Source organism: Rheinheimera mesophila, assembly GCF_000986865.1.
GTDB classification, from domain to species: Bacteria; Pseudomonadota; Gammaproteobacteria; order Enterobacterales; family Alteromonadaceae; genus Pararheinheimera; species Pararheinheimera mesophila.
Genome location: NZ_LAVS01000086.1, coordinates 77487 through 98467 on the forward strand (window position 1 = coordinate 77487; position 20981 = coordinate 98467).

Consider the following 20981-nt stretch of genomic DNA (forward strand, 5'->3'; position numbering starts at 1 on the left):
TCGCTGATTTTTCCCTTTTTGTCGTGAACCTGAAACTTTTCAGAAATTTTTCTGCCTTAGCAGCGGATAGTCGTCAGAATGTCATAAAACCAAAATATTTTTAACGTCGGCAAGGCCCGCCCTGTTGAGTTCGGCTGTAGCCTCCAATATCATAGCGGCCAATTTGGATGACAAACGAGTATGATGCTGCAACGCTTTGAATTTCGTGTCAGAGTATATTACGAGGACACTGACGCCGGTGGTGTAGTATATTATGCTAACTATCTGAAATTCTTCGAAAGAGCCAGGACTGAGTGGTTACGAAGTTTGGGTATAGAGCAGGATCTGCTGTTGAGTCAGGATATAGGTTTTGTGGTCAAAAGTGTTCAGATGGAAAACCACAGGCCGGCAAGGTTTAACCAACTTTTGTTGGTAAAAAGCGAGATTAGACAGCTAAAAAAAGCCAGTTTGGTATTTTGGCAGGAAATCTACAACGCAGATGCACAATTGCTTTGTTCAGCGCAGGTTAGTATTGCTTGCGTAAAACTATCATTAATGAAAGCGAGTGCAATACCTCGCGATGTTTTAGGGGTGTTATCAGGTGGCAGGCGGACTATCAGTTCTTGATTTAATTCTTCACGCTAGTGTGGTTGTGCAGCTGGTTATGCTGATGTTGCTGAGCATGTCTGTCATTTCATGGGCCATGATCATTCAGCGTAACAAAGCCCTGAGTATTGCTGTGGAAGAGACCAAACAGTTTGAAGACAAATTCTGGTCAGGTATTGATCTGTCAAAACTGTATAACGAGGTCAGCGCCAAAGTCACAGTGACAGGTGTAGAGGCCTTGTTTAAAGCTGGCTTTAAAGAGTTTGCCCGCCTGCACAAAACCAGTCGTCAGTCTGGTGCCGTGATGGAAGGAACACAGCGTGCTATGCGGGTAGGGTTATCGCGTGAAGTCGAGCGTCTGGAGACTCATCTGCCATTTTTAGCCACTGTTGGCTCTATCAGTCCTTACATCGGTCTGTTTGGTACTGTCTGGGGTATCATGAATTCGTTTATTGCGTTAGGTGCTGTACAACAAGCGACGTTAGCCATGGTGGCGCCTGGTATTGCCGAAGCACTCATCGCAACAGCGATCGGTTTATTTGCCGCTATTCCTGCTGTTATTGCGTATAACAAGTTTTCTCACAAGGTGGAGATGCTGGAAAGTGCTTATGCAAATTTTGTCGAAGAGTTTGCCAATATTCTGCACCGTCAGGCGATGGCCAGCGGAGATAACAACTAATGTACGTCCGTAAAAAACGCCGTATGGTGGCAGAGATCAACGTTGTTCCTTATATAGACGTAATGTTGGTACTTCTGATTATTTTTATGGTAACAACGCCTATCATCACGCAAGGTGTCAAAGTTGAGTTGCCAAAATCAGATGCGGAACCTATAGAGCAGATGAAAGATGGTAAGACACCACTGGTTGCTACAGTGGACGAAGGCGGTCTGTATTACTTTGAAAAAGATGGCGTGAATAAAGGTCCGTTTAACGCTCAGGAAATGCAGATGGAAGTGGCTGGTACTCTGCAGCTCGAGCCTGGTACCCAGGTTATTATTAAAGGGGATGGTCGGGTAAATTATGCCGCTATCATCCAATTGCTGAATTTGCTGAAAGATGCAGGTGCCCCTTCCGTTGGTTTGATGACTGACGATGTGGAGCAAAACTAAGATGGAACCAGCGTTTAAGAAGTCGCTGATCATCTCGGGTGCCTTGCACCTTGTTGTCGCGGTATTGCTGTTTGTTAATTTTAATTTCTTCAAAAATGAAGAGATTTTAGTAGTACCTATGCCGGGTGATTTGAGCGCACCGTTAAACGCAACTACAGTCGATCAGTCTCAGTTTGATGAGCTGAAAGAGAGAAATCAGCAGAAAAAGAAAGACGAAGAAAAACGTAAAAAAGATTTAGAGAAAAAGAAACAGCAGGAAGAACGCGAAAAACGTTTGGAAGAGCAGCGCCTGAAAAAACAGGAACAAGAGAAAAAAGAAGCCGAACTAGCAGAAAAGAAAGCGGCTGAAGAAAAGAAAAAACAGGCGATAGAAAAAGAGAAACAGCAAAAGCTGGCTGCTGAGAAGAAAAAGAAAGAAGAAGAAAAGAAAAAGCAGCAAGAACTAGAGAAAAAGAAAAAAGAAAAATTAGCTAAAGAAAAGGCTGCGAAAGAAAAAGCAGCCAAAGAAAAAGCTGAAAAAGAGAAAGCTGAACAGGAAAAACGTGAGCGTGAAGCTGCGGAGGAAATGTTAGCTGAGCAGTTGGAAGAAGAAGCAGAAGCTCGTCGTGCAGCGAAAGCCGGGCAAATACTGACCGAAAAACAACGCTACCTGGCGATGATTATTGCAAAAATTCAACAGAATTGGTTTGTAGACGATACAATGCGCGGCAAAGAGTGCCGGGTGAATATACGTTTGGCCAGCAATGGTTTTGTCACCTCCAGTTCGGTACTGGGCGGAGACCGAGCGCTTTGTGAATCGGCAATGCGTGCAATACAAAAGGCGGGTAACTTCCCTATGTCGCCGGACCCTGATGTATATGACGCATTGAAGGATTTAACAACAATTTTGAGACCGGAACTGAGATAACAATATGCTGAAGTTGATAGGAAGAGGCCTGGTTGCGTTCGCACTGGTGCTGAGTGCAAAATCGTATGCCAGTTTAGAAATTGTCATCACAGATGGTGTGGACAGTGCGCGTCCTGTTGCCATAGTGCCTTTTAAATTCGAAGGGAATACGCTGCCAAATCAACGTATTGCTGATATTGTATCGGCTGACTTAATGCGTAGTGGTAAGTTTAACCCTATTGCAGTGACGCGGATGCCACAACAACCGACCAACAGCAAAGAAATTGACTATCAACGCTGGATGAAACAAGGGGTTGAGGCGGTAGTGACTGGCACCATCCGCGAAGTTGGCGTCAACAGATATGCGGTTCGTTTTGAATTAGTCGACGTATTTAAAGGTGCATCAGGTGGCGGTTCATCCTCGGCTATTATAGGTGGACAATTGACCACAGGGCTGAGTCATATTCTGGATGCGCGTGAAACGACCATCAGTGGTGACCAGTTCAGACAATATGCCCATCGCATTAGTGATATAGTTTATGAAAAATTAACTGGTGAACGTGGTGCTTTTTTAACTAAAATAGCCTATGTGTTAGTACGTGACAAAGCAGACTTTAAATATCAATTAGTTGTAGCTGATTACGATGGTGAAAATGAGCAGGTATTATTGAGAGCGAAAGAGCCTTTAATGTCGCCAGCCTGGTCACCTGATGGTACGAAGTTAGCGTATGTGACTTTCGAAAAACGTCAGTCGCAAATTTATATTCAAGATATTTATACTGGCCGTCGCAGTATACTAACCAGTTTCAAAGGTATTAACGGTGCACCGAAGTGGTCGCCGGATGGTCGCAGAATGGCGATGGTGTTATCAAAAGATGGCAATGCAGAAGTATACGTGATGGATATTGCGACTAAAGCGTTGACAAAACTGACGAATCACAGACGGATTGATACAGAGCCGAACTGGTCGCCAGATGGTTCTAAGTTGATTTTCAGCTCAGAACGTGGTGGTAATCCACAAATTTATAGCGTAAATGTAGCTTCAGGTGTCACTGAAAGGGTAACATTTGAGGGTGAAATGAATTTAGCTGCCTCTTATACACCAGACGGGCGCGGTATTGTTATGGTCAACAGAACAAATGGCCAGTATAATATCGCACGCATGGATGTTGAGAGTCGCTATTTGCAGGTGTTGACTCGCACTTATTTGGACGAGTCACCAAGCATTGCGCCGAATGGCTCAATGATAATTTATAGTACTTTGTACGGTTCGTCACAAGTACTGGCACTGGTATCCATGGATGGGCGCTTTAAAGCACGGTTACCGGCGGCAAACGGCAGAGTCAAATCTCCGGCTTGGTCACCATTTTTATAAAAAACGAAAATTTGGTTAATTGATTTACTAAGGACAACAATTATGAACTTAAACAAAGTTTTAAAAGGCTTGTTAGTTGCAGTGCCAGTGTTAACTTTAGCTGCTTGTAGCTCAACTGATGAAGTAGCTGCTACTGATGCAAACACTGGTGCAAACACTAACCAAGTAGTTGAACAAGGCCTGTCAGCTGAAGAATTGCTGCGTCAGCAATTAGAAGCTCTGCGTCAAGACAACACTATTTACTTCGACTTCGACCAGTCAGCTATCCGTTCAGAATTCGCTTCTGTTCTGGAAGCTCACGCTGCTTTCTTACGCGCTCGTACTAACATCACTGTAACTGTTGAAGGTCACACTGATGCTCGTGGTACTCCAGAGTACAACATCGCGTTAGGCGAGCGTCGTGGTCAGGCTGTTACTCAGTACTTAGCTAACCTGGGTGTTGCTGCTGGCCAAATGTCAGTAGTGAGCTACGGCGAAGAGAAACCAGCTGTTGAAGGTAACGACGAGAGCGCTTTCTCTAAAAACCGTCGCGCTGTTTTAGTTTACTAATAACTGATACGAAGCAAAGCAGTGAAAAAATCTTTAATTACTGCGCTTTCTGTTATCAGCATTGCCTCGTGGGCAGATCCGGCTCCTGTAGCCGATCTGTCCCGCGCTGGCGGTGGCGCAATCCAGACTCCAAAATACGCCTCCACGGCTGACCGTATAGCGGCACTGGAACGTATTGTTGAGGCCAGAGCTAATGCTCAGGTTGCTATGCAACAGCAAGTGTCCGCTTTATTAGACGAAGTGTCTGAATTGCGTGGCATTACTGAAATGCATTCCTACAAATTAGAAGAAATATTGCAGCAACAACGCAATATTTATCAGGAAATTGACCGGAGAATGGGCACTGGTGCCACGTCAGGTTCAACTTCCGCCACTCCTACACAAACAACCACTCCGACATCGACTGCCGAGCAAGCCCCTGTAGGTAATCCTGCTGCTGTAGTCAATGGTGCTGAGCCTCAGACCGCTGCAACAGCAACAGATGCTGCTAGCGTTGCTTCTTCCAGCCCGTCGGAAAGTGATGCCTATGAAAGTGCGGTGAACCTGGTGCTAAAAGATCGCGCCTACGATGCAGCTATTCCTGCATTTGAAAACTTCGTCCGTACCTACCCGGATTCCAGTTACGCACCGAATTCCTACTATTGGTTAGGCCAGTTGTTTTTTACTAAAAATGAACTGTTGAAAGCCAAAGCTCAATTTGAACGTGTGGTAGCTCAGTATCCACAATCAGCCAAAGCGGCAGACTCTCTGTCTAAATTGGGGCAACTGTCTGAACGTGAGGGCGATATAGCTGCTGCTAAGCAGTTTTATCAGCTTTTAGTCAGCAAGTACCCACAGTCTAAACCTGCAAAAGCAGCAAAGGCTAAGTTAGAGACACTGTAACTTAACTGTTGTGTTGAAAAAGAACCCTGGCTTATGCCGGGGTTTTTATTTGCAACGGCGTGAAACGGTGTTTTCAATGCAGATGTGGGGAAGGAGAGCTCCAGAGATTGTTACGAAAAGCTCTCGGTCAACTGCTCCACTTCTGTAGTCATAAGCAAACCAAGACTGGTGATTGTTGTATAGAAATAACAGCATCTGTTTTTTGTTTTGTCTGAACTGGCGTTTTTATGCTGGCATTTTAAGCAGTTGAGCAAAGAAAATGGCCTTTCTGGTAATTTTTGGTTGCACTGGAAATTTAAATAAGTAAGATATGCGTCCGCGGCAGGGGTCATTAGCTCAGCTGGTAGAGCAGCGGACTTTTAATCCGTTGGTCGATGGTTCGAATCCATCATGACCCACCACTCCCGCGCCAGGTACAACTTGAATTGGGTCATTAGCTCAGCTGGTAGAGCAGCGGACTTTTAATCCGTTGGTCGATGGTTCGAATCCATCATGACCCACCAATTCGACGCCTACTCTGGGTCATTAGCTCAGCTGGTAGAGCAGCGGACTTTTAATCCGTTGGTCGATGGTTCGAATCCATCATGACCCACCACTTTATCTATTCTCCTTGCATGGGTCATTAGCTCAGCTGGTAGAGCAGCGGACTTTTAATCCGTTGGTCGATGGTTCGAATCCATCATGACCCACCATGCAATCAGTCGCTTCCTTGGTTTCCAGACGTAATTTTGTGTATAATGCCGCACTTTTTCAAACCGGGTGGCCGTTATGGATCAAGCACTGCACTTTAACGAACTTGACTTTGTATTCCCGAAAAAACCTTTGCCGTTAAACGCGGATCAAAAAGCTGCCTATAAAGAACGTATCAAGCTTTTGTTACAGCAACGTGATGCGGTATTGGTTGCACACTACTACACCGACCCTGAAATTCAGGCCTTAGCCGAAGAAACGGGCGGTTGTGTATCCGATTCGCTGGAAATGGCCAGGTTCGGTAATAAGCATCCAGCCAAAACTCTGATTGTGGCTGGGGTGAAGTTTATGGGCGAGACCGCCAAAATTCTGAACCCGGAAAAAACTGTATTAATGCCGACGCTGGAAGCGACCTGTTCACTGGACTTAGGTTGCCCGGCTGACGCGTTCAGCGCCTTTTGTGATCAGCACCCGGATCGGGTTGTGGTGGTTTATGCCAATACCTCAGCGGCGGTAAAAGCCCGGGCTGATTGGGTGGTAACTTCGTCCATTGCGTTGGATGTAGTGGAGCACTTAGACAGCGAAGGTAAAAAGATCCTGTGGGGGCCGGACCGTCATCTGGGCGCTTATGTGCAAAAACAAACCGGAGCCGACATGTTGTTATGGCAGGGCGCCTGTATTGTGCATGACGAGTTTAAAGCCAAAGCGCTGATTGAGCTGAAAAAGCAATATCCAAAGGCTGCTGTGCTGGTTCATCCTGAATCCCCTGCCAATGTGGTGGATTTAGCTGATGCGGTGGGCTCGACCAGCCAACTGATCAAAGCCAGCAAGACCATGCCAAACGACACCTTTATTGTGGCGACAGACCGCGGCATTTTCTACAAGATGCAACAGGCTATGCCGGATAAGACCTTTATTGAAGCTCCAACAGGCGGTAACGGCGCAACCTGCCGTAGCTGCGCACATTGCCCCTGGATGGCGATGAACGGTCTGAAGGCGATTGAGGACGCTTTGTTGCAGTCTGAAGGCCACGAAATCTTTGTTGATGCCGATCTGCGTGAAAAAGCATTAATACCGCTGGACAGAATGCTGAACTTTGCTAAAGCAGCGCAAATGCCGGTAAAAGGCAACGCTTAAGGCTTTGTTGCTGAAAATTCCAGCAAAAAAACAGCCTTCTGTATTTAAGTCTTGCACGGCGCGGTTATTTTCAATAGGATAGCCGCGCTTGCTGTAGCAAGCCTCGGAGAGATGGCTGAGTGGCTGAAGGCGCACGCCTGGAAAGTGTGTTTAGGTTAACCCCTAACGAGGGTTCGAATCCCTCTCTCTCCGCCAGATTAAATGAAAAAGCCCCGGACTTTCGTCCGGGGCTTTTTCATTTAAACCGGAGAGCGAGGATGTGGTTCGAACCCTTCGGTTCGACAAATTCGCCGGGAGCGAATTTGGACGCGCTTCAGCGCGGCCCGCAGGGCCAGCACCATGGATGGTGCTGGCAATCCCTTAGTACAGCAAAAGCGTGGGCCTTTTTCATTTAATCCGGAGAAAGAGGATTTGGTTCGAAGCCTTAGTTCGACCGGTTTGCCGGGAGCAAACCGGAACGCGCTTTAGCGCGGCCCCGAAGGGGTGGAGGGCAGGATGCCCGGAATAATCCCGTGGTGCTGCTGTCGCGGATTAAAATTCGGAGCATATTGGTACATGGCGCAGCCACGCCCGCAGGGCCAGCACCATGGATGGTGCTGGCAATCCCTCTCTCGGAGCCAGTTTGGGTGACAGTGCTGTGGCGCACAGGGTTTGAGAAACTAGATCACAGGGTTTGAGAAATCTGGCGGCTTTAGTGTGCTCGTCAGGCCGTAAAAGCAGGGCTATTGCGCTCTGTAGTGTGCTTCGGAGGCATACATCCCACTTAATCTTCATTTGTCACTTTAGCCCCCCTCATCTATACTCCCAAGTATCTACAATGTATATCCTAACCAGAAGGTCTTTATGTCCATCGCAATATCTAAATGGGGTAACAGCGCCGCCCTTCGTTTACCAAAAGACTTGCTGGACAGGTTGTCTTTGCAGGTTGGCGACAAAGTCGAAATACAACAGCAAGGTAACCAGATCGTGATTACACCCAGTAAACCGTCATTGGAGGAATTGCTATCGAGGGTGACAGCCCAAAACAAACATCAATCCCTGGTTGATGATACTGAGGGCAGAGAGCTGCTATGAGCCCAATTCCTGATGCGGGTGATATTGTTATTATCGATTTTGATCCTCAGGCAGGGCATGAACAGGCTGGCAAAAGGCCCGCATTGGTATTAAGTCCAAAACAATTTAATAAGATCACTGGTTTTGTCTGGTTGTGTCCAATCACCAGCCAAGTGAAAGGTTATCCTTTTGAAGTAGTTGTGACTGGCTCAGAAAAAACGCAGGGCGTTATTTTGACCGATCAGTTGAAGTCTTTAGATGCACAAGCCCGAAGACTGCATAAGGTGGATCAGGTTAGTACTGATTGTTTGGCCAATGTAAAAGTATTAGTTGCGACCATTCTCTCGATTTGACTTTGAGCTATAAGCTCCGTAATTAAACCCTATTAGCCAAATATCCCATCACTCCGACCAATACCAGCTAGTCACGTTATAACGATAAGCAACAGCACTGTCACCAGATACAGGCTTTACCCAATGTTCAGAGCCTTCGGATGAAGGGTCAAACAATACACAGCGGTTGTACAAAGGGGCTATTGTCACAGGTTGCTCATTTTGGCCGATAAACACCAATTCGCCGCCGTTATGGTCCTGCCAGTCTTTATTTAAATACAGCAGCATACAAATCTCCCGACCCGGCGAGTCATCGGCATGCTGATTGACAAAATCTCTGGCGCTTAAGCGAAAAAAGTTAGTGTTAATTTCAGGCTTGGCTACATTGATATCCGTGATTTGTACATCAAAAATCTTAGATAACAACGACATAAATTCGTCACCACGTAAGAATTGCAAAAATGCCAGCGCTGTAGCAGCAGGGGAGTTGGTACAAAGCAGAGGGCGTAGCCAAAGATCCCGCTGTACAAAACGTTCAGTATCAGGCGTCTTCTGCCATGTCTCATTATTTACATAGAGCGCTGAGTAGCTGTGATGTTGTGTACTCCAGTGCTGCTCTTGCTGCAACACAGTAACCACTTCATCGAGTCTGGCCGGGTCAAACAAGCCGTCAATAACAACGAGCGAGGGAGTGGAGCGCTGCACAGCTTTTCGGTAAGCGCGGATAGCCGAACGGATAGTTTGCTGTTTATTCAGCCACATAAAGATGACCACACTGAGAGTTAACTACGACCTGAAGTGGAGGATCATACAGTATTTTTTAGACGCTTCAGGCCTTCGCTGATTGTTAGCACTCAGCCCACCCGCCATTCCAGTCCATAATGTGCAAATAGTTCGGCGTCTTTGGCAAACCAGAGTTCAAACGCCTGTACGTCATAACCTTCTTGTTGTGCCAGCCTGAAGATCCTGACTGACAGTTCCAGCAAGTCGCGGTAAACCCAGGCTTTACCCTGATAAATCAGGGTTAAATCAGGATGTTCTGCCAAGATCTCTATGGCTTTCATCGTTTGATTTAAACGACGTAATTGTTCTGTACGCCAGGTTGTATTCATCCTTCAGCTCCTTTCGTCAAAATACCGTCAGCATGTGCTTCATACCGAATGCTGTTCAATATTTATGCCATAGCAAAAAAGGAGTTAACGCAAAGCGCGCCCCAGCAAAGAAAAATAGCCCAGCCAGTGTTGGGCAAGAGCTGCCGACAAAGTGGGATCCGGGTATAAACCCGCTTTAGCCGTTTTGCTTTTTAAAGTACCACTGACTAAAAAGCTGTTTTTAACTTGTTGCTGCTGCAGCATATGCTCAAAAGCCCTGGCTGCTAGTTCTTCCGGTTTGGCGTAATAATAAATGCCATGTTGCTTATCAAAAGCTGCGGATGTTCTGACATAGTGATTCGGTTCTGTGCCGTCAGGAGATAAAAACAGCGCCGCAAAAGCGTGATCCAGATACTGATTCAGTGGGTGAGCCGAAACTTCAGCATTCGTCAGCCAACTGGAACTGGCAAAAGCCGATGCTGGCAGTTTATCGGCAAAGAGTTTACTGCAAATGTAATGATCAAAAGCGTGAAACCATTCATGTGCCAGACTGCCGCCTCCGGCATTTTTCGCTAAAGCCAGTAAGCGCCCCTGCGGCTGATAAAAAGCACAGCTACCTTGTTGACCACCAATGCCAAAATTCAGGCTTAGGCTTTGGTTCAGTGAAATGACTTGCTCCGGCACCTGCAACAGCAGCATTAGGTCCGATAGCGCATCAAAAAACAGATTGGCCGCCAGTTGTTGTTCGGCTGCGGTGACCCAACGGCCAATTTTAATACTTTGGAAACCAAAAATTTTTACTATATCCAAAAAGCTGACGTCGGCACCGGATCTATGGGCCGGGCCGTTACGAAAATAGGCTTGCTGAATACGGGGTACTAAATCGGCCATAGGGTAACTGGTTCAAATTTAAACATTTTTTAAGCGCTTATGCTGGGAAAACAGAGTTTAAGTCGTATACTGACAAGCGGTATAGTGATTTTCATTAAAACCTGATGGCTTTTGCTTACGCAAAGCCTGATGAAACAAAGAGTAATTTTATGTCCCTGCTAGAAAATTTGCTGATTATGTTGTTGCTGATCAGTGCCAGTGCCTTCTTTTCTATGTCTGAAATAGCGTTAGCGGCTTCACGCAAAATCCGCTTAAAACAATTGGCGTCAGACGGAGAACCACGCGCAGCTTTGGTGTTACAACTGCAGTCTAACCCCGGTAGTTTTTTTACCATAGCGCAGATTGGCTTAAATGCTGTGGCGATACTGGGTGGTATTTTAGGGGAAGCGGCTTTTACACCGTCAATCTTAAGCTTACTTAATTTGTTTTTTGAAAGTCCGGCCAATGAAGGCATCGCTTTTGGTTTATCGGTGTTTTTTGTCACTGCCTTATTTATTCTATTTGCCGATTTGATGCCAAAGCGCCTGGCGATGTTAGCGCCGGAGAAAGTGGCGATTTCTGTGGTGAACCTGATTTTACTGATGCTGGTCATTTTGAAACCTTTGGTTTGGTTATTTAACAGTGTGGCCAATCTGGTGTTTAAACTCTTTAACGTACCGACTCAGCGGGTTGATCAAATTACACCGGAAGACATAGTGGCGATGATGGATGAAGGCGCTCAGGCTGGGGTTTTGCAGCAGCAGGAACGCACTTTGCTGGAGAACGTCTTCGATATGGATTCCCGCACTGTCACCTCCGCTATGACAGCACGCGAAAGCTTAATTTACTTTACGTTGAAAGAATCGGCAGAGAGCATTAAAAACAAGATTGCCGAGCATCCTCATGCCAAATTTATTGTCTGTGATGACAGTCTGGATAAAGTGGTGGGTTATGTCGACAGCCGCGATATTCTGATGCAGGTATTGCATCAGCAGCCTATTAACTTACTCAAAGAAGGCATGATCCATACGCCTTTAATTGTTCCTGACTCCTTGTCGCTGTATGAGGTGCTGGCGCATTTTAAATCCAGTGGAGTCGACTTTGCTGTGGTGCTGAATGAGTATGCCTTGACTGTAGGTATGGTCACGCTGAAAGACGTAATGAGCATAGTGATGGGCGAATTGGTCAATTCGGATGAAGAGCAAATAGTACAGCGTGATGATGCGTCCTGGTTAGTTGAGGGATTAACACCGCTGGATGATGTGATGCGGGTCTTTGATATTGACAGTTTCCCGGATGATGAGAACTACGAAACCATCGCAGGTTTTATGATGTATATGCTGCGTAAAATTCCAAAACGGACTGACTTTGTGGTGTATCAGGGCTACAAGTTTGAAGTGGTGGACATCGACAGCTACAAAATTGACCAGTTGCTGGTGACCAAAGTCAAAGTGGCAGAACAAGGCGAGCAGGCTGGTGGTTAATGTCCAGACCCCGGCGGCCAAAGCAGCACTTTACCAGATGCAGCCTTGAGCTATGCAGCAAACCAACAGGCATTTGAGTCAAAGCAAAATAAATCCCGGTTTATTCACTGTATACTTAACCCTCGTTGATCAGTCAGCGTTGCTGACTCTTTGTTGTTGATGATTAAAAACCATGATTGAAAAAAACACACCTGCTTTTTACGCTGCCAGTTTTGCGCTTTGTCTGGCGGCTGTATTTGTGTTTGCCAATCTTCATATGCTGCAACCTTTATTACCGCTGTTAAGCCACGAATTTCAACTGACACCACTGCAAACTAGCTGGAGTTATGCCATAGGCACCCTGGCCTTAGGTTTGTCTTTGCTGGTCTACGGCGCTTTGTCTGATGCCTATGGTCGCCGTACTTTGTTGCTTTGGAGTCTGGCAGGTATGGCGCTTAGTACCTTGGCGCTGACTCAGGTGGAATCGTACCACTCCTTATTGATACTACGTGCTTTGCAGGGCTTTTGTCTGGGCGGATTGCCAGCCATTGCCATCGCTTATATGGGCGAAGAGTTCAGTAAAACCGCTATGGTAGTAGCGGTGGGCTATTACATTAGCGCTAATTCGTTAGGAGGCATCAGCGGGCGTTTATTGTCGGGCTGGTTTGCTGAGCTGAATCATTGGCAATGGGTATTCTGGCCTATGGGGTTGGGTAGTGTGCTTTGTACTTATCTGGTCTGGCGTTACTTACCTAAATCCAGCTATTTTCAAAAGCAACCCTTTGAGCTCAAACAAGCCATGTCAGATAACTGGTTTCATTTACGGCAGAAAACTTTGTTACTGACTTATCTGATTGGTGGTCTTAACTTTTTTATCTTTTTAAATCAGTACACTTTTGTCGCATTTCGCCTTGCCGAAGCGCCTTATTTCTTGTCAAGCGGCTGGATTGGCTTGTTATTTGTCACCTATTTAACAGGTACTGTTGGTTCGGCGTTATCTGGCAAAGTCGGACAAAAAATCCATCCGGCGTTAGGGATGGCTCTGGGGATCATGATTATGATGCTGGGCACAGTGCTGACCTTGTATGACGCCTTGCCTCTGATTGTCAGTGGGTTTTTTATCAGCGCCTTTGGTTTTTTTCTTTGCCACTCCCTCGCCAGTGGTTGGGTCAATCAACAGGCAATAAAAGCCAAAGCCAGTGCCAGCGCTTTGTATCTGGTGTTTTATTATGTAGGCGCCAGTTCTGGTGGTTTGTATTTGTCGCCCTTCTGGCAGCACTGGGGCTGGAATGGTGTGGTGCTTGGTTCATTGTTTATGTTTACGCTGACTTTATTGTTAAGCCTTTGGTTAAACCGTAGTGCGATAAAATCAGTTGTCAGCACATGAGGTGGCTTGTTAACATCTGCTCACTTCCACTTTGAGTAGCGCCGACATGAACGACTAAATTCCCGAAAATTTGTAGTGGTTATTTTACAAATCATCAGGAATGCTGTTGTTTAACAGGTACTTACTATTTTTCTCTTCGTCTGTGAGCGCAGTATTCCTGTATTTCAGGAGTCTGTATGTCTGAATTATCTACCGTATTGTTATGTCGCCAATTTCAGTGGAGCGATCCGGCTCTTGAACTGTTACATCCAGCTATTGATCTGCAACTGCAGGATAAAGCTCAGGCCTTGGTTGGATTGAATGGTTGCGGTAAATCTCTGTTTTTAAGAGGTTTAGCTGGCCTTGAGCCCCGGCTGGTTCACAAAGGAGAATTGATCTGGTTGCGACCATTTTATTATGTGTCACAACATGAAACGGCTCTGGAGCAAAGTGTCCGTAGTTATATGGGCTTAGATGCTTTGTTTGATGCTTTAGCTCGAGTAGAGGCTGGCGGTGTGGATCAAGCCGATTTTGATTGCATCGGCGAGCGGTGGTTATCCAAAACTGAGTTTCAACACTGGCTAGAGCAGCTCGGTTTACCGACCGATACGACCTTAGCTTTGGCTGCGTTAAGTGGTGGCCAATTGATGAAATTGCGGCTGGCCAAAGCCTTTGCCTCAGGTCAGTTTTTGCTATTGGATGAAGTCTCCAATCATTTGGATCAGCAAAGCCGGTTATGGCTTCACCATCAGTTAAAACAGTACAAGGCCGGGTATTTGTTGGTCAGTCATGATGTGGAGTTGTTGTCGACAGTGGATTGTATTTATCAACTGTCGCCTTTAGGGCTGGAGAAATATCAGGGCAATTACCAGGACTTTATGCTGCAAAGCCAAAGGCTGCAGTTTGAGTTGCAACAGCAAAATGACAAGTTGAAAAAACAACAACGCGCTCAGCAACAACAGCAGCAACGTTTGCTCGAACTTCAGCAGCAAAAGCATCAACAGGCTAAACGAAATCGAACACAGGCCAATCAGGCGCCGATACTGCTCGGCAGAAAAGCACAGCAGGCAGAACAAAGTCGTGGCCGTTTGCAGCTACAGGTGCAGGCGCAGCAGCAGGAGCTTGCCGCAAAGCGCCAGCAATTACAGCGACAACTGGATCAGCGTGAGTTACCCAAACTACCCGCGGTCCGCGCGGTAAAAAGTTGTAATGGGCCGGTAATTTGCTGTGATAGCCTGGTGCTGCCTTATGGTCACAGTGCGCCTTTATCCTTTCAGCTAGACGTGCAGCAACGCTGCCTTGTCAGCGGAAGCAATGGCAGTGGCAAGTCGACTTTACTCAAAGTACTGGCGGGTTGTCTTCAGCCAATACAGGGGATGGTGCAGGTGAAGCAGCAGCTTTGGTATCTTGATCAGCATTTGTCGCTAGTGCATGATTTTGACGGCGCTGTTGAGGCGATCAGAGCGCTTACAGAGGTGCAGCAGGAGTCGCAGATAAGAACGGCCTTGTCTGGCATAGGCCTTGATGCTTTGCGTCTGGCAGTTCCCACACAGCAGCTCAGTGGTGGAGAGCGGATGAAGTTGTTGTTACTGATTTTGGCATTGCAGCCTTATGCGCCTTTTTTGCTGCTGGATGAGCCGGACAATCATCTGGATTTTCAGGCGCGGGCTATGTTACAAAGTTTTTTACACCGCTATCCTGCCGGTTTTATGCTGGTGACTCATCAGCAAAATCAATGGCAGCAGTTTGATTTCTCTGCGTCGGTAAGGCTGGATTAATCCAGCCTTACCCAGACTTCTTCAATTTGCATTCCATCTTCCATGCCGCTGTGATGCCAGAGATTATCTTCGACTTTGGCTTTAAAATCATAGGTTTTATTCAGCATGGCAGCGACAGAGCCCGTGAGAGGTGTTTCCTGGTAGGAATCGCCTTTTAACTGATAAGTGCCGGTTAAGGCGCTGCTGAAACTACCATCTTTGTGGACTGTGACAAAACTGAAATGGCCTTTGGATAAGACTTTGACCGATTTGAGATCCGCGCCCGACCCTTTAATCACAGTGCCATCTGCTTTGGTATAAACCGCAGATTTTAGCGCCCAGCTACCTTGCAATAAAAAAGACTCTGAAGCCCACAGTGGCGTTGCGATAAACCAGCACGCTACAAGCAGCAAGAGGGCTAAGTTCTTCATCTTCAATCCTTTTCTGTCATTGGCTTAGGTCTTACTCTACAACAGAAAACAGCAATTGATAAGCCGCTTTAGGCTGCACCCGGCGTGGTGATTTGAAAACAACCTTCGGCTAAATCACCCAACTGAAATTGCGCCAGCCGAACACGTTTTAGCTGCAGCACTTTTAAACCTTGCGTGCGGCACATATAACGGATTTGTCGGTTTAAGCCTTGTGTCAGCACAATGTCAAAGCTGTGTTCGCTGCATTGAGTCACCTGACAAGGGCGGGATTGATAGTGATGGGGGCCGACTGTCCAACTGACACCGGACGCTAGTTGCGCTAAAGCCTGTTCGGTCAGAGTTTTATCTACTGTCACCTGATAGGTTTTTTCATGGAAAAAATCGGGGTGCAACAAGCGCTGTGCCAGTTCGCCATCATTGGTCAACAGCACTAAACCACAGGAGTCTTTATCCAGCCGGCCAACAGGAAACAGTCGCATCGGGAATTGCTGCAGCAAATGATACAGGCTGTCGGCTTTCTCCGGATTGAGATTACAGTCGATGCCAACAGGTTTATGGTACAAAACATAGTGTTTTTCCGTGGCAGCGACAAAAGGTTGGCCATCCACCTGAATCGAATCCTCTGCATCAACATGGTCGATATGATTGGCAGGACGGTCATTCACTAAAACCCGGCCTTCGTCAATCAGCCTTGATGCGGCTCGTCTTGAACAAAGGCCGTGCTCGGCCAGGTATTTGGCTAAACGAATTTTCATTCGTTTTTCTACCTGAGCAACAGCTTAAGCCGTAGTTTTCGGTTTAGGTTTAAACCGACGGCGCTGGCCTTTGCCGTTGTTATGTTCAGCGGCTGGAGTGGCCATATGGCCTGCGGCCTGTGTCTGAATACCAGGTGTTTTAGGCGCTTCAAAACGGCGTGCTGGCTTTTGACCCTGAGCTGGTTTGGCTCCGCCATTGGCTGCTGGCTTATTGCCGCCATGTTTCGGCTTGGCGTTTTCAGCTTGTGGTTTACGCACAGGACGAGGTGGCCGTGGTGCTTTGGCGATAGCGACCATGGCTTCTGGCAATGGGTTTGGATTCATCGTCTGACTGGGCAGTTTGATACCAATTAAACGTTCCACCAGTTTCAGTTGTGGTAGTTCATCCGGCGCAACAAAAGACACAGCCAGACCCGATTTGCCAGCACGGCCGGTACGGCCTATACGGTGCACATAGTCGGCAGGGGAGCGGGGCAGCGCAAAGTTCACTACATAAGGTAACTGAGAAATGTCGATGCCACGGGCGGCCACATCGGTTGCCACCAGCACTCTTAACTCATTGGCTTTAAAATCGGCCAACGCTTTAGTGCGGGCATTCTGGCTTTTGTTGCCATGCAAAGCCGCTGACGGAATACCGGCATAAGTTAGCTGTTCGCTTAAACGGTTGGCTTCGTGTTTGGTCGGCATAAAGACCAACACCTGTTGCCAGTTATTTTCGGTGATCAGTTCACACAAAGCCGCAGTTTTCTGGCCTTTGTTCAGCAAATACACCTGCTGCTCAATTTTTTCAACTGTGGTGTTCTCTGGCGTAACCTGGATCATCAGCGGGTTTTGTAACAGGCCTTGGGTCAGTGATTTTATTTCATCGCTGAAGGTTGCGGAAAACAGCAGGTTTTGCCGTACTTTAGGCAGTAAAGCCAGAATTTTCTTCAAATCGCGGATAAAGCCCATATCCAGCATACGGTCGGCTTCGTCCAGCACCAGCAGTTGCACCTGATCCAGCTTTAAGGCGTTTTGACTCAAAAGGTCCAGTAAACGCCCCGGAGTGGCAGTTAAAATGTCGACGCCACCACGTAAGGCCATCATTTGTGGGTTAATGCTGACACCACCAAACACCACATGATGTTTTAATTTAGGGCTTAATTCTTTGCCGTATTTCTGAATTTGTTCTTCAATCTGCGCCGCCAGTTCACGGGTTGGCGTTAAAATCAGCGCCTTGACCGGACGAGGTTTCTGCACAGGCTGCGCTGATAAAATTTGCAAAATAGGCAACACAAAGCTGGCGGTTTTGCCGGTGCCGGTTTGAGCGGCTGCCAACAAGTCACGGCGCTGTAATACAGCAGGAATGGCCTGTTGCTGAATAGGAGTAGGTTGGGTATAACCGGCCTGATGCACGGCCTCAACTAAAGCTGGGTTTAAACCCAAAGCAGAAAATGACATTAAATTTCTCAAATAAAAGCGCAAACCCCAATTGGCCCGCGCAAAAAGCCGCGCATTGTAACGGGAAAGCGCTGAGGCGACCAGCGCTATTGTTGATTTTTTGTGCAGCTAGCCGAATTGTATGCTGAATTAGCCAAAACGCAGCGAAGCCAGTTTGCTTAATCCCATAGCGACAGAGCCAAACTGATCACCGCGGATCACCGGCACATCAGGCAATAATTGCTGCAGCATTGGCTGGACCCCGGGCACTGCTGACGCGCCCCCTGTGACAAAAATGCGGTCAGGTTTTGCGCCCGCACTGTGTAAACACTGTTGAATCAACTTACTGATACCGGATAATTCCTGATACAAAGCATCCATCAGTTGCTGCTGCGACAGGTTTTGCAAAAGATTTGGCTCAATACGCTCCAGCACCACATCCACAGCAGCCTGTTCGGTCAGGCCGATTTTAGCTTGCTCAGCTTTTTGATTCAGGTAATAACTTAAATGTTGCTGATAGACCTGCACAAAGCGTCTTAAAAGTTGTGGTTCTGCCGCTAACTCTGTTAAATCCAGCAGTTCATCGTAGGTTTTTTCGGCGTAAAACCGCTCTTGTGCGTGGATATCGATAATATTCACCGCGTCGCTGAACAGCGCACCGGGCAAAGGTTTTCCGTCCAGCGCCAGACTCTGGCGACCAAAGAGTTTCATCAGGCCATAAATAGTCAGTTTGATGTCCATATCAACCCCACCAATACGTTTACCGCTGTGGCCTAATAAATCGCTACTGCGGTCAAAGCTTTGGCTATGCTGCGGCCCCAGGCGGATCAGGCTGATATCGCTGGTCCCCCCACCAATATCGACGACCAGCACCCGTTGCTCTTGAGTTAAGTGCCGCTCGTATTCAATGGCTGCTGCCACCGGCTCGTAAGCAAAATCGACGTCTTTAAAACCTACTCTGCTGGCGGCCTGATTCAGAATTGCCAAAGCGCGTTCGTCGCCCAAGGCTAAATCTATGCCCTGAAAATGGATAGGGCGGCCAATCAATACCCGTTCAACCTGATGGTTTAACTGTTGTTCTGCACTTTGTTTGATCCGGCTGAGCAACAAGGTAGCGACCTGAGTATAAATTTCAGTTTGAGCCGGTGTTAACCGGCTGCCGAGCATCGATTTAGGCGAGCGTATAAAGACGCCGCCTAAAGGGTCCATACTGTAGCGTTCGTGCGCGGCTTTACCGACCAGCACCTTGCTATTTTGCGCGAGTAAACGGGTCAGGCTGGCCGACAGGTAAGCGTCTTCGTCGTCCGGATCACGCTGGCGTTCGATATACAAAGCCGAACTTAAATAGCGGCTGCCGTTCTGCTCCAACGCCAGTAAATGCGGCTGTTGTTCCAGCATAAAACCTGCGGCACAGTTGGAAGTACCAAAATCAACAGCAAGGTAAGGAGCAGACATCACATCACCTGTCAGAAAAAAGGCCGGCGAGTATAACGTTATTCAACGGTATTTCCCACGACTTTGGCTTCACCGGCGGGTTGTCTGAGCAGGTGCAATAAAAACTCAAGGGCTGGTGGGGATTGGTAAGAGTTATGGCGTGAGGGCACAATGATCTCCTGTACGGCTTTGTTTTGATGGGCGCTGAAAAACGGCACTACACCGTCGCTGATTTGACTACAGCTTTTTTCATCCGTGCAGGATAAAGGCCCATTGCTACCGATAATAGAATACACAGGTCGCTGATACTCCAGCTTATTCAAACCTTGCAGTAAAGGATGGCGGGGAGACAACACCTGAACTGAATGCGGACCTCCGCCGTCGTTGAGGTATTCACGCATCGGCAGGGTCACTTTGTCTGGCCCAAGTTTCAGAATAAAATCACGGATCAGTGTGGTGAAGTTTTTCGGTAAATTAATAAACCAACTAGCAATACCGGCCAGTACTGATTCAGAGGATTCAGAGCCGCCATGTGGTGTGTCGATAAACACTACTTTGTCGATATAAGGTCTGGCATTAAAGATAAAAATATCTTTAATTTTGTCCAGTTCCTGCTTCACAGCCCCGAGCTGCTCCGGACGCTCGGTAAAACTTAAATCCCAGAGCACATAGCCGGTATTCTGAACCAGAGTTTTACTGATCACTCCTCCCATACTGTGACCTACCACAACCATGGCATCCAACTGCCTGCCGCCACCTCCGGCTTTCAGCATGCTGTGCAGTTCATCCAGTTTTTTACGTAAACGCATGGAATTGTAAAAGGGAGGCGGGCCGGACGGATAAAAAGCATGCCAGATCTGGTAACGCTGTTTCAGTTGTTCATCCTGCAGCACCGCCATCGTCAGTTCATACCAAATCAAAGGGCTGGAATTCAAACCATGGATCAGCAACAAGGGTTGTTTATCCTTATGCAGCGGGGTCACGCTGTAAATTCCCAGTTTACTGTCAGCCAGCTCTGCGTTGAATAAACCGGGCAATTCTAAATCAGCCAGTTTGGCCTGTTGCATCAGCCATAAATAACTACTGGCGGCATCATACAGCAGTGGATAAGAGGCGGAGGCGAAGTTCAAATCTGCGGCATGGTGCATCAGATGCCCTTGTAAGGTCAGTTGAATTTGCAGGTCTTTACTAAACTTGAGTTGTTTCAGGCTGACGGTCACGGCGCGAAAAATACCTTCAGGCGGGTAGAGTGTGTCCTGGCCTTTGCCGGTGTTTTCCCGTGCTGCCACCAGGCTTACGCCAAGACCAGAGTCGGCAGCGCGTTGATGGTGAGTTCTGACCGCCTGAAACTTGCTGGCCAGCATATAATCGTCAAACACCAATCCGGTTTCATCCTTAACCGGCTCCAGTTCGATGCGCAGTGCAGGGTGACGATACTTTTGTTTCGGTAGCATGGTGTGTAAAAACTGCGTCAGACTTTGATTGTAGAGCTGGGTGGCTTGCTGCAACTGCTCCCCTGACAACAGAGCAGAAGATAACCAGAGTTGGGCACAACTGAGCTGTAACAAACTTTTATTGGCGCTTTCATCAGGTAAGTTGAGCAAATCCGGGCAGTACAAAGCCAGCTCTTGTGCCGTCATCTGCTGCATACGGGCGTACTGGTAACTGAACAGCCGATTGGCTTCCAGTGCTTTTTTGGTTGATGGCAAGAGTTTTAGAAAATGCGGACTGGTACAACCGGCAAGTAACAACAGGCAGAGCATAAACAAGCTGGCTTTTTGAAGCTGACGGGGCAC

Annotated in this window: 21 protein-coding genes and 5 tRNA genes; 18 read left to right on the plus strand and 8 right to left on the minus strand. The window is 47.3% G+C overall.

Annotation, left to right across the window (positions count from 1 at the left end; genetic code table 11):
* The first annotated feature begins 180 nt into the window (after positions 1 to 180).
* The 15 genes from ybgC to mazF all read left to right on the plus strand — a co-directional run bounded on the left by ybgC (position 181) and on the right by mazF (position 8620).
* Positions 181 to 606 carry a tol-pal system-associated acyl-CoA thioesterase gene (ybgC, locus tag SD53_RS13050; protein ID WP_046520637.1) on the plus strand — a complete coding sequence of 142 codons (426 nt, stop codon included), beginning with the start codon at positions 181 to 183 and terminating at the stop codon, positions 604 to 606.
* Complete coding sequence (tolQ, locus tag SD53_RS13055) at positions 581 to 1264, plus strand: protein TolQ (RefSeq protein ID WP_046520638.1); 684 nt, start codon at positions 581 to 583, stop codon at positions 1262 to 1264. Before ybgC ends, tolQ begins: the two co-directional genes overlap by 26 nt.
* A complete protein-coding gene (gene tolR, locus SD53_RS13060) occupies positions 1264 to 1695 on the plus strand; it encodes a protein TolR (RefSeq protein ID WP_046520639.1) in 432 nt (143 codons plus the stop codon). Before tolQ ends, tolR begins: the two co-directional genes overlap by 1 nt.
* A 1-nt stretch (position 1696) precedes the next feature.
* Positions 1697 to 2602 (plus strand): cell envelope integrity protein TolA, encoded by a 906-nt coding sequence (tolA, locus tag SD53_RS13065; protein ID WP_046520640.1) that lies wholly within the window; start codon positions 1697 to 1699, stop codon positions 2600 to 2602.
* Between the two features lie 4 nt (positions 2603 to 2606).
* A complete protein-coding gene (tolB, locus tag SD53_RS13070) occupies positions 2607 to 3956 on the plus strand; it encodes a Tol-Pal system beta propeller repeat protein TolB (protein WP_046520641.1) in 1350 nt (449 codons plus the stop codon).
* 42 nt (positions 3957 to 3998) lie between these two features.
* Positions 3999 to 4505, plus strand: a complete 507-nt coding sequence (gene pal / locus SD53_RS13075) for a peptidoglycan-associated lipoprotein Pal (RefSeq protein WP_046520642.1) — start codon at positions 3999 to 4001, stop codon at positions 4503 to 4505.
* A 21-nt stretch (positions 4506 to 4526) separates the two neighbouring features.
* Entirely contained in the window at positions 4527 to 5387 is an 861-nt protein-coding gene (gene ybgF / locus SD53_RS13080; protein WP_046520643.1) for a tol-pal system protein YbgF, read from the plus strand.
* Between the two features lie 325 nt (positions 5388 to 5712).
* A tRNA-Lys gene (locus SD53_RS13085) sits at positions 5713 to 5788 on the plus strand.
* Positions 5789 to 5814: 26 nt separating this feature from the next.
* Positions 5815 to 5890, plus strand: a tRNA-Lys gene (locus SD53_RS13090).
* Between the two features lie 16 nt (positions 5891 to 5906).
* Positions 5907 to 5982 (plus strand) — tRNA-Lys (locus SD53_RS13095).
* A 21-nt stretch (positions 5983 to 6003) separates the two neighbouring features.
* Positions 6004 to 6079, plus strand: a tRNA-Lys gene (locus tag SD53_RS13100).
* A 76-nt stretch (positions 6080 to 6155) separates the two neighbouring features.
* Positions 6156 to 7214, plus strand: coding sequence for a quinolinate synthase NadA (nadA, locus tag SD53_RS13105; protein WP_046520644.1), 1059 nt, complete (start codon positions 6156 to 6158; stop codon positions 7212 to 7214).
* 105 nt (positions 7215 to 7319) lie between these two features.
* Positions 7320 to 7409, plus strand: a tRNA-Ser gene (locus SD53_RS13110).
* A 648-nt stretch (positions 7410 to 8057) separates the two neighbouring features.
* Entirely contained in the window at positions 8058 to 8288 is a 231-nt protein-coding gene (locus tag SD53_RS13115) for an AbrB/MazE/SpoVT family DNA-binding domain-containing protein (protein WP_046520645.1), read from the plus strand.
* Positions 8285 to 8620: an endoribonuclease MazF gene (gene mazF, locus SD53_RS13120; RefSeq protein WP_046520646.1), complete on the plus strand. Its 336-nt coding sequence runs from the start codon at positions 8285 to 8287 to the stop codon at positions 8618 to 8620. The genes SD53_RS13115 and mazF overlap by 4 nt, the downstream gene beginning before the upstream one ends.
* Positions 8621 to 8668: 48 nt before the next feature.
* Here the strand turns inward: mazF and SD53_RS13125 are convergent, their stop codons facing one another.
* The 3 genes from SD53_RS13125 to SD53_RS13135 form a co-directional block, all read right to left on the minus strand.
* The gene (locus SD53_RS13125; protein WP_046520647.1) at positions 8669 to 9361 is read right to left on the minus strand and encodes a 2OG-Fe(II) oxygenase; all 693 of its coding nucleotides are present in this window, start codon (positions 9359 to 9361) and stop codon (positions 8669 to 8671) included.
* A 92-nt stretch (positions 9362 to 9453) separates the two neighbouring features.
* Positions 9454 to 9711 (minus strand): hypothetical protein, encoded by a 258-nt coding sequence (locus SD53_RS13130; protein WP_046520648.1) that lies wholly within the window; start codon positions 9709 to 9711, stop codon positions 9454 to 9456.
* 84 nt (positions 9712 to 9795) lie between these two features.
* Complete coding sequence (locus SD53_RS13135; protein WP_046520649.1) at positions 9796 to 10581, minus strand: CLCA_X family protein; 786 nt, start codon at positions 10579 to 10581, stop codon at positions 9796 to 9798.
* Positions 10582 to 10730: 149 nt separating this feature from the next.
* Here SD53_RS13135 and paeA point away from each other — a divergent pair, with 149 nt between their 5' ends.
* The 3 genes from paeA to SD53_RS13150 all read left to right on the plus strand — a co-directional run bounded on the left by paeA (position 10731) and on the right by SD53_RS13150 (position 15167).
* Positions 10731 to 12044 carry a polyamine export protein PaeA gene (gene paeA / locus SD53_RS13140; RefSeq protein ID WP_046520811.1) on the plus strand — a complete coding sequence of 438 codons (1314 nt, stop codon included), beginning with the start codon at positions 10731 to 10733 and terminating at the stop codon, positions 12042 to 12044.
* Positions 12045 to 12216: 172 nt separating this feature from the next.
* Positions 12217 to 13410 carry an MFS transporter gene (locus SD53_RS13145; RefSeq protein WP_046520650.1) on the plus strand — a complete coding sequence of 398 codons (1194 nt, stop codon included), beginning with the start codon at positions 12217 to 12219 and terminating at the stop codon, positions 13408 to 13410.
* A 176-nt stretch (positions 13411 to 13586) separates the two neighbouring features.
* Complete coding sequence (locus tag SD53_RS13150) at positions 13587 to 15167, plus strand: ATP-binding cassette domain-containing protein (protein ID WP_046520651.1); 1581 nt, start codon at positions 13587 to 13589, stop codon at positions 15165 to 15167.
* Here the strand turns inward: SD53_RS13150 and SD53_RS13155 are convergent.
* The 5 genes from SD53_RS13155 to SD53_RS13175 all read right to left on the minus strand — a co-directional run bounded on the left by SD53_RS13155 (position 15164) and on the right by SD53_RS13175 (position 20981).
* Entirely contained in the window at positions 15164 to 15577 is a 414-nt protein-coding gene (locus SD53_RS13155) for a DUF4488 domain-containing protein (protein WP_046520652.1), read from the minus strand. The genes SD53_RS13150 and SD53_RS13155 overlap by 4 nt on opposite strands.
* Before the next feature lie 68 nt (positions 15578 to 15645).
* On the minus strand, positions 15646 to 16332 hold the full coding sequence (locus tag SD53_RS13160) for a pseudouridine synthase (RefSeq protein ID WP_046520653.1): 687 nt from the start codon (positions 16330 to 16332) through the stop codon (positions 15646 to 15648).
* 24 nt (positions 16333 to 16356) lie between these two features.
* A complete protein-coding gene (locus SD53_RS13165; RefSeq protein ID WP_046520654.1) occupies positions 16357 to 17772 on the minus strand; it encodes a DEAD/DEAH box helicase in 1416 nt (471 codons plus the stop codon).
* A 129-nt stretch (positions 17773 to 17901) separates the two neighbouring features.
* Positions 17902 to 19206, minus strand: coding sequence for a molecular chaperone (gene yegD, locus SD53_RS13170; RefSeq protein ID WP_046520655.1), 1305 nt, complete (start codon positions 19204 to 19206; stop codon positions 17902 to 17904).
* A gap of 38 nt (positions 19207 to 19244) precedes the next feature.
* Positions 19245 to 20981, minus strand: a complete 1737-nt coding sequence (locus SD53_RS13175; protein WP_052749373.1) for an esterase/lipase family protein — start codon at positions 20979 to 20981, stop codon at positions 19245 to 19247.